The following is a 12,848-nucleotide window of genomic DNA, read 5'->3' as shown; positions in this document are numbered from 1 at the left end:
CATCCTCTTAAGCACCATTTTTCCACAATATTCGCCAGCATGATTCCAGAACTACCCGCAACTATGTCGGCTGAGATTCTCTTGAAAGAGAATGCAGAGCTGCGGATGAGAGTTGCCTGTCTGGAAGAGCGATGTCGAGAATTGGAAGAAAAGGTTGGCAAGAACAGTCAAAACAGCAGCAAGCCGCCATCGTCTGATGGTTATCAAAAACCTTGTAAAAACAGTAATTCTCCAGATCATTCTGACGACCTTTCCGCAGATAAAGGTACCGATCCATCGGATGAAAAACCCAATCCTAAAAGTCTGAGACAGTCTTCTGGTAATAAAGCCGGTGGAAAGAAAGGGCATCAGGGCACTTGTCTTAAACAGGTCGATATCCCTGACTATATTGAGTACCTTCCGGTTAAAGAATGCAATAAATGTCAGGCGTCTCTTCTTGATAGTGAGCCGGTCAAATATATTGAACGACAGGTGTTTGAACCAGGGAGACCGGGTGAATTTGAAGTAACGGCCCATAGAGCTGAAGTAAAAATCTGCACTTGTGGTTGTCGGAATCAGGCTGAATTCCCGGAAGGTGTTACCGCTGCCGCACAATATGGCTCAGCCACACAGGCTATGGCCGTCTATCTTAACCAATACCATTTCCTGCCTTTTAAGCGCGTGTCAGAGTATTTTAATACTCTCTATAAAATGAGTGTAAGTGCAGGCACTGTCGCCAATTTTGTGGCCAGAACCTATGAAAATCTGGCTTCTACTGAAGAGGTTATTCGTGACGCCTTGCGGGAATCGTCTGTTGCCGGAGCCGATGAAACGGGTATGCGGGCCGAGGGCTCTTTGCACTGGCTACACGTTATGCGGGATGAACAATGGACGCTCTACTACTTGTCTGAAAAGCGAGGTCGTGAGGCCATGGACACGATGGGCATACTGCTAACATTTGCAGGCGTTCTGGTTCATGATCATTGGAAATCCTATTTTGCATATGCGGCAACTCACGTACTTTGCAATGCCCATCACCTGAGGGAGCTTTTGGGTGTTGTTGATAGGGACAGCAATCAACTGGCGTTGCGATTGATGAAGCTACTGAGGCTTTCCTGGCATTACTGCAAGGGCTTTAAGACCATAGGTATGCTACAGATGCCAAGTGTTGTCTGTGAACGAATCGAGAAGATTTATGACCGGTTGCTTCAGCGGGCTCTAATGAAAGAAGTCGTCTATATGGAGAAGCAACGAGAGGAGCTTAAGCGCAAGAAAGTCAAGAATACTAAAGCTTACAATCTCTTCAAACGACTCACTGAGTTCAAGGCTGAGACACTGCGCTTCATGTCAGATTTTACCATTCCCTTCGATAACAATGGCAGTGAGCGGGATGTTCGAATGGCCAAGTTAAAGCAGAAAATCTCAGGCTGCTTCAGGAGTGCAGACGGTGGTTCTATGTTTGCACGGATTCGCAGCTATTTGTCGTCTGCCAGAAAACAGGGAATGGACATATATCAATCACTTCATAGAGCTGTTCGGAATTACTGTAATATGCCTTTGCTCAGTGCTGAATAGTTACATTATTCTTAATAACAAGGAGCAACCAGCAAAACCGGATTGGGATAAAATTGACTATGAACAATTAAACGTAGAATTGGTAGTCGGTACTGGACTTGAACCAGCGACCCCCACCATGTCAAGGTGGTGCTCTACCAACTGAGCTAACCGACTGAATTGACGCATATATTATCAATGCAGCTAAAAAATGCAACACTCCAATCGGCGTAATTCCAACAGGGAAAATACCTACTCTCAGTGTTTTAAGACCTGCTCACGAAGCAAGGCCATTTCATCCCGGACAGCAGCAGCCTGTTCAAACTCCAGGTTACGGGAATGCTCCATCATTTTTGCCTCCAGCTTCTTAATCGTTGCCGCCATGGTTTCAGGCGTCATGGGAACCTGATACTCAGTTCTAGGCTCAGCCACTCTCTGGGCTTTGCTGCCTTTTTTACGCCCGGGCACAACAGCCCCCTCGAGAATATCGGCAACCGATTTGAAGACACCTTTAGGCGTAATGTTGTATTTCTTGTTATAGGCAATCTGCTTTTTGCGACGCCTGTCAGTCTCGTTGATTGCACGCTCCATGGAGCCGGTCATCCGGTCGCCATAGAGAATCGCCCGGCCATTGATGTTTCGGGCGGCACGACCAATGGTCTGGATCAATGAACGATCAGAGCGAAGGAAACCTTCTTTATCAGCGTCCAAAACAGTGACCAGTGAGACCTCTGGCATATCAAGACCTTCCCGAAGCAGATTGATCCCCACCAACACATCAAAGGCACCGATACGCAGGTCACGGATAATCTCCACACGCTCCACGGTATCGATATCGGAGTGAAGATAGCGCACACGCACACCCTGCTCATGCAGGAATTCTGTTAAATCCTCTGCCATGCGCTTGGTGAGCACTGTGACCAATACCCGTTCCTCCTTAGCAACGGTTTTATGAATCTCCATCAGCAGATCGTCCACCTGGGTGGTTGCCGGGCGTACCTCAATCTCCGGATCCACCAGCCCGGTAGGCCTGACCACCTGATCAACCACCTGTCCCTGATTCTCTTCTTCATACTTACCCGGTGTCGCAGAAACAAAAATAGTCTGCGGCCGCCGCCCTTCCCACTCCTCAAACTTTAATGGCCGGTTATCGAGGGCAGAAGGAAGCCGGAAACCATACTCAACCAGTGTCTCTTTTCGGGAACGGTCTCCTTTATACATGGCGCCTATTTGCGGCACAGTAACATGGGACTCATCAATCACCAGCAAGGCATTATCCGGAATATAATCGAACAGCGTTGGCGGCGCTTCTCCGGGTTTATTGCCGGAGAGATAGCGGGAATAATTCTCAATACCGGTGCAGTAACCCAGCTCAATCATCATCTCCAGATCAAACTGCGTCCGTTGTTCAAGGCGCTGAGCTTCCACCAGCTTGTTGTTATCGCGCAAAACCCTGAGCCGATCGACCAGCTCGATCTTAATGGCTTCCACTGCATCCAGAATCGTCTGCCGGGGCGTGACATAGTGCGTTTTTGGATAGATCGTCGCCCGGGGCAGTTTTCTCAACACCTCACCGGTCAGCGGATCAAATTCACTGATGGCTTCCAGTTCATCGTCGAACAGCTCCAGACGAATGGCATCTTTTTCCGATTCTGCCGGGAAGATATCAATAACATCGCCCCGAACACGATAAGTTGCCCGTCGAAAATCAGCGTCATTTCGTGTGTACTGCAATTCTGCAAGACGACGCAGAATGGTTCGCTGATCAACCCTATCGCCACGGTCCAGATGCATCATCATTTTAAGATAAGATTGTGGATCACCCAAACCATAGATGGCTGACACCGTTGCCACAATAATCGCATCCTGCCGTTCCATCAGGGCCTTGGTCGCAGAGAGGCGCATCTGTTCAATATGTTCGTTGACCGACGCATCCTTCTCAATATAGGTATCTGAAGTGGGTACGTAAGCTTCTGGCTGGTAATAGTCATAGTAGGAAACAAAATACTCCACGGCATTCGTTGGAAAGAATTCCTTAAACTCACCATAGAGCTGCGCTGCCAATGTTTTGTTATGAGCCATGATGATCGTCGGCCGCTGTATTTTCTCGATCACATTGGCAACGGTAAATGTCTTGCCGGAGCCCGTCACACCCAGCAGTGTTTGACAGGCAAGGCCTGCATCAACGCCCTTGACCAGCTGCTCAATGGCAACCGGTTGATCACCCGCAGGACTGAAGCGGGAAGAAACTTTAAACAATCGACTCATGCCAAGGCCAACTCTTCCATCTGGAGCAGAAATTTTTTTACCGACAGCAACCGACAAACGGATGTCAACAGAACACTGTATTGTGTATGATGCCTTTTGTTGTTCGCACGACGGATACTCGCTACCTGTCACCGTTATAGTACAGGTATTGATAGATAGTTTCCGCCATAGGGAGTCTAACCAAACCAGCACAGATGCTTCCATTGGCTCACCAGGCACGATGCCACCCAGCGAATTTCTCCGGTCAATAGCGAAAGACAAATATCATTATAATTTTTAGTGTTACGACCCGTAAGTGTTACGACCCATAAGTGTTACAACCATAAACGAGGAAAACTGTGACTGGTCATCCATCCCAACGCGTGCAAATGGTCAAACCATCTCCTACGCTGGCGGTCACCGCCAAGGCTGCAGAGCTGAGATCTGCCGGACATGACATTATTGGCCTGGGTGCCGGAGAGCCCGATTTCGACACTCCGGAACACATTAAAGCGGCAGCGGTCAAAGCCATTGCCGAAGGGAAAACAAAATACACTGCCGTGGATGGAACCACCGAGCTGAAACAGGCAATTATTGACAAATTCAAGCGTGATAACGACCTTGACTATGGCCACAACCAGGTTCTGGTTTCCTGCGGCGGCAAGCAGAGTTTCTTCAACCTGGCCCTGGCGCTGCTGAACAAGGGCGATGAAGTCATTATTCCAGCCCCCTACTGGGTATCTTACCCGGACATGGTTGTCATCGCCGAGGGTGTGCCGGTTATCGTGGAAGCCGGTCTGGAAAACCGCTTCAAAATCACGCCCGCACAACTCGAAGCAGCAATAACTGACAAAACCAAACTGGTTGTACTTAACAGCCCCTCCAACCCAACCGGAACCGCTTATAACCGCAAAGAGCTCGAAGCACTGGGTGAAGTACTTAAAAAGTACCCTGATGTAATGGTGGCAACCGATGATATGTATGAGCATATCCTCTGGACCGAAGATCCCTTCTGTAACATTCTTATGGCCTGCCCGGAACTCTATGATCGTACGATTGTTCTTAATGGTGTGTCCAAGGCTTATTCCATGACTGGCTGGCGTATTGGTTATGCTGGCGGGCCTGAGTGGCTCATCAAGAGCATGAAAAAGATCCAGTCACAGAGCACCTCCAACCCCTGTTCCATCGCCCAGGCAGCAGCGGTTGCCGCATTGAATGGGCCTCAGGATTGCGTGAAAGATATGCTCAAGGTATTTAAAAAACGCCATGACTACGTGGTAGGCCGACTGAATCAGCTACCGGGCGTCAGTGCTATCGAAGGTGACGGAACTTTCTATGCTTTTGCCGATTTCAGCGAAGCCATGAAAAAACTGGGCTTTGAGAAGGATACCGATCTTGCGGCTCTCTTTCTGGAGAAAGGCGTTGCCATGGTTCCCGGATCAGCCTTTGGCTCTGATGGCTGCATGAGACTCTCGTTTGCCACCAGCGATGAGGCACTTGAGAAAGCTCTGGACAGACTACAGGCGACTCTGGCCTGATCGGTTATCAATACTGAGTACCAGTGTCTGGTACTCAATAACTTGACAGGTACATTAGGAAAGGTATCATTTATTAAATTCTTGATCCCCGATAGCTCAGTTGGTAGAGCAAATGACTGTTAATCATTGGGTCGCTGGTTCGAGTCCAGCTCGGGGAGCCAATCAGTCTATTAATTCACGCCTCTTCTTCACATCCTCTACATTTACTGCTTACACCATTAAGCAGTTCACAATGTAAAAAACTTAGCACTCTCCAGACTACTCCCCCTCAAACCCTTGAATAGGGGTTACAGTCCCCCAACAATGACAGCGGGGACATTGCCAGTGCATTTTTTTACCGGAAAACCCGCAACGACCACAGGAAAAGACAGGCTTAAGTTCAAGCATCCTATCCATAAGACGCTGAATCAATGCCAACACATTGTCCGGCAAGTCCCCCTGAAACTGACGGCGAAGATCAATCAGTTCATTCAGCCCTCTCAGCGTAGGACGACGTTCAAGTTGGGCTGTTAAAAAATTAACAGCCTGGGACTCCCCGGACTCCCTGAGCAAAAGACGAGTCATTGCGATAATGATGGCAGTACCGGGTCGTTCATTCAGGCAGCGACCAAGATAAGCCCCAAACCCTCGCATACTTCCTACATGCTCAAAGGATTTTTCCAACAATGGAAGAGAAAGCGGCATGAAGCTGATATCCTGAACCAATATTCTCTGCAACACTTTAATTGCTTCCTTGTATGCTCCTTCATCAAACTCCATTTGACCAAGCAAAAGACTGGCCCTGACACTGTTTTTATCCCGGGAAAACGCCAGACGAATGAAACGACGAGCTGCCACGCGATCATTCTGATCAAGCGCTATTTGACACTGCTCGCAATAATAATGAGCCAGAATTTCAGCGAAATACTCACCCTGGGTTCGTCTCAGCCTTTCTGCAACATCTGCAGCCTTTGCCCACTCCCGCTCCTGCTCATAAACCTTAAGCAATTGTTGTAAAGCCTGATCTTTAAGCTCATGATTCTGACGACTCAAGTCAATCAGAATGCACTCTGCACGATCCAGCAATCCGGCAGAAGAGTAATTAAAAGCCAGCGCCAGTTGAACTTGAAAGGATTGGGTTGATGTCAAGCTTGGGCGAGCGAGCAGGTCCTGATGAACGCGGATTGATTTCTCAACCTCTCCACGCTTACTGAACAAACTTCCCAACGCCAGATAGGTATCCACTGTGTCGTTATTGATATCCAGGGCTTTGATAAAAACATCAATAGCCTCATCGGTCTGTTCGTTAATCAGATAGTTCAGGCCAACAAAATAATCTTTAGAAAGCTGTCCAGAGCTACCCATGAGTCTTCTCTTCTGTTCACGCCCCCCCAGAAAGTAACCAATGACGATAGCCACTAGAATAAGGCCCAATAACGCAATATCAGGCATCCGTTAACCCTTTCAGGGCACTGGATCTCAACTTCTTAAGTTCGGCATCACGCCGGGCAAGCTTTCTTCTCAGACTGGCATTAGCCAGTCGCAAACGAATAACAAGCATCAAAGATACCAGCAAGCCGGCAAAACCACCCAGCACAAAGGGTACCATCACCAGCGTGGAACTGCTTACTGCCGGAATTGTTAATCCACCCATTTCAAGACTGATCTGCTCGGTATTGGACAGAGTAAAGTTGACAAAAAGCACCAGCAGAACAACAAACAATGCCAAAACCAAAAGACGCTTGATCCATACGACTATTGTCGCAAAACCACTCTTGACAAGAGGCAACTCATAGTCAGCCATAAACTTATTTCACGATCAATCCGCTTCAGCCTGTAAGCCGCGATTCACCCTTTCCCGTAGCTCTTTGCCCGGCTTGAAATGGGGAACATATTTACCATCAAGACTTACTGCATCACCGGTTTTAGGGTTACGCCCTACTCTGGGGGCACGATAATGAAGGGAGAAGCTACCAAACCCCCTGATCTCAACTCGCTCGCCATTGGCCAGCGAATTGGACATTTGTTCAATGATAGCCTTTACCGCCAACTCAATATCCTTGATAGAGAGCTGAGGTTGCAACTGGGCAATCCGCTCAATCAATTCAGACCGGGTCATCGTCGTTTTTCCTTTCCCTGCCATTCCCGGAATGTCTAAAAGGTCCTGCAGACCTTGATAGACACCGCTTATTGTTCAAAAGCGCCTTCAATAATCAGACAGCTTCTACACTAGCTAACCCACACTAAGAAATCAAGCAACCCTTTGATTAGCCCACATATTTCATAAAAATGCCTGTTACCCGGTATCCCTGGTAAGTAACACCACATGCAAACACTGAAACACAAGGACTGACTCATACAGCCTGTCGATCAAAAAAAAACCGCGAGACAGGAGCACTCGCGGTTTTTTTTCTACTCTCAAGGACAGCTTTTAAGGACAACAAGAACAAAAAGCGTCTTGAGTGCTATCAGCAAGAAGATGGATTACTTGCCTTCCATCTGAGCCTTGATCAGATCACCAATGGTGGTCGGACCAGCAGCTTCTTCGTCCTGCTTGGTACGCAGCTCTTTCATTGCTGCTTTTTCATCGGCCTGGTCTTTCGCTTTGATCGACAGGCTGATATTGCGGTTCTTGCGGTCGATGCTGATGATACGAGCTTCGACTTCTTCACCTTCTTTCAGAACGTTAGTTGCGTCTTCAACGCGGTCAACACTGATTTCAGAAGCTTTCAGGGTAGCCAGAACATCTTCCGCCAGCTCGACAACAGCCGCTTTGGCAGTGACTTCCTTAACAATACCCTTAACAACAGAACCTTTTTCATTCAGGCCAGCGTAGGCATTGAATGGGTCTTCGGACAGTTGCTTGATACCCAGGGAGATACGCTCACGCTCAGCGTCAATCGCCAGGATAACCGCTTCTACTTCGTCGCCCTTACGGTACTGACGAACAGCTTCTTCACCGGTTTCGTTCCAAGAGATATCAGACAGGTGAACCAGACCATCGATACCACCGTCCAGACCGATAAAGATACCGAAGTCAGTGATAGACTTGATCTTACCAGCCAGCTTGTCGCCCTTGTTGAAGGAGCCGGAGAAGTCTTCCCATGGGTTGGTCTTGCACTGCTTGATACCCAGAGAAATACGACGACGCTCTTCGTCAATGTCCAGAACCTGAACTTCAACTTCGTCACCCAGGTTAACAACCTTGGATGGGTGAATATTCTTGTTGGTCCAATCCATTTCAGAAACGTGTACCAGACCTTCAACACCTTCTTCCAGCTCAACGAAGCAGCCGTAGTCAGTCAGGTTGGTTACGCGGCCAGAAGCACGGGCACCTTCAGGGAAGCGCTTGGTGATAGCAACCCATGGATCTTCACCCAGCTGCTTGAGACCCAGGGATACACGGTTACGGTCACGGTCAAACTTCAGAACCTTAACGTTGATTTCGTCACCAACGTTAACGATTTCGCTAGGATGCTTGATACGCTTCCAGGCCATGTCAGTGATGTGCAGCAGGCCGTCGACGCCGCCCAGATCAACGAAGGCACCGTAGTCAGTCAGGTTCTTAACGATACCCTTAACTTCCAGACCTTCCTGCAGAGAGCCCAGCAGCTGCTCACGCTCAGCACTGTTTTCAGCTTCCAGAACACTGCGACGGGAAACCACCACGTTGTTACGCTTCTGGTCCAGCTTGATAACCTTGAACTCAAGCTCTTTGCCTTCCAGGTGCGCTGTGTCGCGAACCGGACGAACGTCTACCAGAGAGCCTGGCAGGAACGCACGGATAGTTGCCACGTCAACAGTGAAGCCACCCTTGACTTTACCACTGATAACACCCTTAACAACGTCTTCAGCTTCGAAGGCTTTTTCCAGTTCCTTCCAGGCTTCCATACGCTTGGCTTTTTCACGGGACAGACGGGTCTCACCGAAACCGTCTTCTACCGCGTCCAGGGCTACCTGGACTTCATCACCAATAGCGATGGTCAGTTCACCGTTCTCATCCTGGAACTGAGCCTTGGGAATAACACCTTCAGACTTCAGACCAGCGTGAACAGTTACCCAGTCGCTGTCGATATCAACCACCACACCACTGACAATGGCGCCTGGCTTCATTTCGATTTCTTTCAGGCTCTCTTCAAACAGTTCTGCAAAGCTTTCGCTCATGATTTTTCCTGTGACAGTGTACGCATCTGCAAAGTCTCTGCCTTATCAGCAAAAAACCAGCCAATGATAACCGGATAACGTACACTGGTTGTCATCCACACCGCCAGCCGGAGTGGGTTACTTTAATCAGGTCCGATTCTGCAATGCTGGCTTTACGCCAGAAACGAACCTCCAAAAAAAATGTTGAGTACCGCCTACAAACGTACTCTGACCTATTGAAGTGGAAAGCCCACTTCCACGCACCTGAACATTCCTAAAAAAGACCTTTCAGGCGCATCTGTTCCAGCACCTTGTTGAATACCTCTTGGATACTCATTCGGGTACTGTCAAGAATGATGGCATCATCGGCAGGTTTGAGCGGTGCTACAGCCCTCTGGCTATCTCGCTCATCTCTGGCCTGAATATCTGCCAAAAGGCGATCAAAACTAGCATCAATCCCTTTTTGATGCAACTGGTCATAACGTCTTTTTGCCCGCTCTTCAGCACTGGCTGTCAGGAAGACTTTCAGCGCAGCATCAGGAAACACAACCGTCCCCATGTCACGACCATCGGCCACCAGCCCCGGCAGTTCGGCAAAGTCACGCTGCCTTTGTAACAAAGCAGCCCGAACACCCGGCAGCGCTGCAACCCTTGATGCCATGGCACCCACCTCTTCCGTTCGCAGGCTTGCACCCACCCGCTCTCCTTCGAGAATAATGGTCAGACCTGCGCCGGTTTCTGATGGTAAGAACTGAACATCAAGATGGCCCGCCAAAACCTCCAGGGATGACTCATCGGCAAAATCGACCCCATGATTCATTGCCGCCAGGGCGGTTAACCGATACAACGCACCACTATCCAGAAGCTTCCAGCCAAGCTCCCCGGCCAGAAGCGCAGCAATCGTTCCTTTGCCAGACCCACTGGGACCATCAATGGTGACCACTGTCACTGGTGTCTGAGACTCATTCACTGACATTTACCTTTAACCACAATACGCATACCGGCTCGATTTGCCAGACCTGCAAAATCCGGGAATGATGTCGCCACATTTGCACAATCCAGAATGCGAATATCATCCTTTGCCCGCAGAGCTGCCACGGCGAATGACATGGCAATACGATGATCGCCATGACTGTCAATAGTGCCGCCGTTGAATACAGGTTTCACCCGCTGTTCGGAAAGGGAATCACCGGAACCGTTAATCATCATACCATCAGGCAGTGGCTGAGCATCAATGCCCAGGGCAATGAGACCATCAGCCATTGCCTGAATTCGATCACTCTCTTTTACCCGAAGCTCACGGGCACCGGTCAGCAACGTTCTGCCTTCTGCACAGGCGGCTGCAATAAAAAGCACCGGAAATTCATCAATAGCAATGGGAACCAGGCGCTCGGGAATATCAATACCTTTCAACTGAGCAGAGCGCACCACCAGATCAGCCACTGGCTCTCCCCCGACAACAGACTCATTTTCAAGCGTAATATCCGCCCCCATCAGCTGCAGAATCTCAATCACACCGGAACGTGTCGGGTTCATTCCCACGTGGGAAAGCCGGAGCTCTGACGCCTCTGCTATTGACGCCGCCACCATGAAGAACGCGGCTGAAGACACATCGGACGGAACATCAATTCGGGTCGCCGTCAGTTTGCCACCACCTTTGAGTGCAACTATCGTCGTGATATCTGTGGCGATATCTGTGGCGATATCGCTACCATTTTCACCACTGATAATTTCTGCACAGGAAAGCGGGTATCCAAATCCTTCCAACATACGGTTGGTATGGTCACGGACAATACCCGGCGTAACCGTCACCGTTTCACCTTCGGCGAACATGCCAGCCAGTAACAGGCAGGATTGCACCTGGGCAGAAGCCATGGGCAGATGATATTCAATACCTTTCAGCCGGGCACCGCCACTGATCTTGAGCGGGGGACGACCGCCCTCTGCCGTCTCAATGATTGCCCCCATCTGACGAAGAGGATCCACCACTCGATTCATCGGCCGACCTGATAGGGAATGATCACCTGTCAGTGTGACATCAAAGGACTGGGCGGCCATCAATCCTGCCATCAGACGCATCGCCGTACCGGCATTGCCCAGATACATTGGTCCCTCCGGACGCTTGAGACCATACATGCCGACTCCCTGTATGGTTACCTTCCCCTGATAAGGCCCATCAATTTGAACCCCCATATCACGGAAAGCCTTCAACGTTGCCAGAGCATCTTCGCCTTCAAGAAACCCCTCTATAACCGTTTCCCCTTCTGCCAGCGCACCCAACATGATGGATCGATGAGAAATCGACTTATCCCCGGGAACACGCAAGTCACCGGAGATAGATCCTCCGGGGCGAGCAATAAACGTCTGTGTACTCTCTTTCATACTGCCCATAGCGTCTTGTTTTGTATCTTCGTCCTCAACCAGTACAGAACCCGAAAAACCATTGCAAACCATGACAGATTCAGGCAACGACTTCACGCGCTGCTTCCTGCTCTCCAGAAGAGAAGAGAAGTGCTGACGTGCGGATTGCGCACGACTGAATACCCCCAGAAGCGACTGGCTGTCCTTCTGGACAATCGCCTGTCGGAGCACCTGAAGACCTTCGGTAAACTGATCCAGTGCTTGCAACACTGCCTGATCATTTCCCAGCGCAACATCATGCCACATAATAGGGTCGCTGCCAGCGATCCGGGTAAAATCCCGAAAGCCGCCCGCAGCAAACCGGAAAATATCCTGATTATCCGGATTCCCGGCCAATGTATCCACCAGTGAGAATGCCAGGAAATGGGGAAGATGGCTGGTCTTTGCCAGAACCTCATCATGATGACAGGGGTCCATACGGGTGACCACTGCCCCGCAGGCCTCCCAGAGCAGCTTGACTTTTTCCAGTGCCAGGGCGTTGGTATTTTCCAACGGGGTCAGGATCACATCGTGGGCCTGAAACAAGGTAGCTTTTGCGGCACCGACACCACTTTTTTCCGACCCTGCTATTGGATGACCGGGTACCAGCCAGGTGGGAACCCCTCCAAATACCTCAAGTGCAGCATCAAGCAGTGCTTTTTTACTGGATCCGGCATCCGTAACTACTTTCTGAACAGGCAATTCAGCAGGCAAACCGGCAAACGACAGAGAAAGCTGCTCAAGAACAGGCTTCATTGCCAGCATGGGAATAGCCAGCATAATCAGGTCAGCAGCCATGACGCCCTCGGCAAGGCTTTCGCAGCCATAATCGATGATCCCGAGCGCCTGCGCCTCTTCCAGCGAGGTTCGGTTCAGATCGTAACCATACACTTGCCGGCATGCCCCGGCCAATTTTACCGCCGCCGCAAAAGATCCCCCGATCAGTCCCAGCCCAACCACCAGCAGTGTATCAACTGTTTTCACCAACGCACTCCTTACGACGGAAGC

9 protein-coding genes and 2 tRNA genes are annotated in these 12,848 nt (G+C 49.8%); 3 read left to right on the top strand and 8 right to left on the bottom strand.

Annotated elements, in window-relative coordinates:
• Positions 1-39 precede the first annotated feature (39 nt).
• The gene (locus MJO57_RS13750; RefSeq protein WP_252017330.1) at positions 40-1,554 is read left to right on the top strand and encodes an IS66 family transposase; all 1,515 of its coding nucleotides are present in this window, start codon (positions 40-42) and stop codon (positions 1,552-1,554) included.
• Positions 1,555-1,634: 80 nt separating this feature from the next.
• Here MJO57_RS13750 and MJO57_RS13745 read toward each other — a convergent pair.
• Both MJO57_RS13745 and uvrB read right to left on the bottom strand, forming a co-directional pair.
• A tRNA-Val gene (locus MJO57_RS13745) sits at positions 1,635-1,710 on the bottom strand.
• 81 nt (positions 1,711-1,791) lie between these two features.
• Entirely contained in the window at positions 1,792-3,801 is a 2,010-nt protein-coding gene (uvrB, locus tag MJO57_RS13740; RefSeq protein ID WP_252026078.1) for an excinuclease ABC subunit UvrB, read from the bottom strand.
• A gap of 368 nt (positions 3,802-4,169) precedes the next feature.
• Here uvrB and MJO57_RS13735 point away from each other — a divergent pair, with 368 nt between their 5' ends.
• Positions 4,170-5,318, top strand: a complete 1,149-nt coding sequence (locus MJO57_RS13735) for a pyridoxal phosphate-dependent aminotransferase (RefSeq protein WP_252026077.1) — start codon at positions 4,170-4,172, stop codon at positions 5,316-5,318.
• A gap of 85 nt (positions 5,319-5,403) precedes the next feature.
• Positions 5,404-5,479: transfer RNA gene (locus MJO57_RS13730), tRNA-Asn, on the top strand.
• Between the two features lie 97 nt (positions 5,480-5,576).
• Here MJO57_RS13730 and lapB read toward each other — a convergent pair.
• From lapB to MJO57_RS13700, 6 genes are all read right to left on the bottom strand, one after another.
• Complete coding sequence (gene lapB / locus MJO57_RS13725) at positions 5,577-6,749, bottom strand: lipopolysaccharide assembly protein LapB (protein ID WP_252026075.1); 1,173 nt, start codon at positions 6,747-6,749, stop codon at positions 5,577-5,579.
• Complete coding sequence (locus tag MJO57_RS13720; protein ID WP_252026073.1) at positions 6,742-7,101, bottom strand: LapA family protein; 360 nt, start codon at positions 7,099-7,101, stop codon at positions 6,742-6,744. Before MJO57_RS13720 ends, lapB begins: the two co-directional genes overlap by 8 nt.
• Positions 7,102-7,116: 15 nt before the next feature.
• Entirely contained in the window at positions 7,117-7,416 is a 300-nt protein-coding gene (gene ihfB, locus MJO57_RS13715; RefSeq protein ID WP_252027027.1) for an integration host factor subunit beta, read from the bottom strand.
• A gap of 365 nt (positions 7,417-7,781) precedes the next feature.
• On the bottom strand, positions 7,782-9,461 hold the full coding sequence (rpsA, locus tag MJO57_RS13710; RefSeq protein WP_252026072.1) for a 30S ribosomal protein S1: 1,680 nt from the start codon (positions 9,459-9,461) through the stop codon (positions 7,782-7,784).
• Between the two features lie 253 nt (positions 9,462-9,714).
• The gene (gene cmk / locus MJO57_RS13705) at positions 9,715-10,416 is read right to left on the bottom strand and encodes a (d)CMP kinase (RefSeq protein WP_252026070.1); all 702 of its coding nucleotides are present in this window, start codon (positions 10,414-10,416) and stop codon (positions 9,715-9,717) included.
• On the bottom strand, positions 10,407-12,824 hold the full coding sequence (locus MJO57_RS13700) for a bifunctional prephenate dehydrogenase/3-phosphoshikimate 1-carboxyvinyltransferase (protein WP_252026068.1): 2,418 nt from the start codon (positions 12,822-12,824) through the stop codon (positions 10,407-10,409). Before MJO57_RS13700 ends, cmk begins: the two co-directional genes overlap by 10 nt.
• Positions 12,825-12,848 lie beyond the last annotated feature (24 nt).

It is taken from the genome of Endozoicomonas sp. SCSIO W0465 (assembly GCF_023716865.1).
Taxonomy (GTDB): Bacteria; Pseudomonadota; Gammaproteobacteria; order Pseudomonadales; family Endozoicomonadaceae; genus Endozoicomonas.
Note: the sequence above shows the minus strand (reverse complement) of the source record. Positions and strands in the feature narration are given on the sequence as shown.

What these genes read in the sequence shown, in the direction of transcription:
- MJO57_RS13750 (WP_252017330.1), top strand. Translation starts at nt 40, where the DNA reads ATGATTCCAGAACTACCCGCAACTATGTCGGCTGAGATTCTCTTGAAA.
- uvrB (WP_252026078.1), bottom strand. Translation starts at nt 3,801, where the DNA reads ATGAGTCGATTGTTTAAAGTTTCTTCCCGCTTCAGTCCTGCGGGTGAT.
- MJO57_RS13735 (WP_252026077.1), top strand. Translation starts at nt 4,170, where the DNA reads ATGGTCAAACCATCTCCTACGCTGGCGGTCACCGCCAAGGCTGCAGAG.
- lapB (WP_252026075.1), bottom strand. Translation starts at nt 6,749, where the DNA reads ATGCCTGATATTGCGTTATTGGGCCTTATTCTAGTGGCTATCGTCATT.
- MJO57_RS13720 (WP_252026073.1), bottom strand. Translation starts at nt 7,101, where the DNA reads ATGGCTGACTATGAGTTGCCTCTTGTCAAGAGTGGTTTTGCGACAATA.
- ihfB (WP_252027027.1), bottom strand. Translation starts at nt 7,416, where the DNA reads ATGACCCGGTCTGAATTGATTGAGCGGATTGCCCAGTTGCAACCTCAG.
- rpsA (WP_252026072.1), bottom strand. Translation starts at nt 9,461, where the DNA reads ATGAGCGAAAGCTTTGCAGAACTGTTTGAAGAGAGCCTGAAAGAAATC.
- cmk (WP_252026070.1), bottom strand. Translation starts at nt 10,416, where the DNA reads ATGTCAGTGAATGAGTCTCAGACACCAGTGACAGTGGTCACCATTGAT.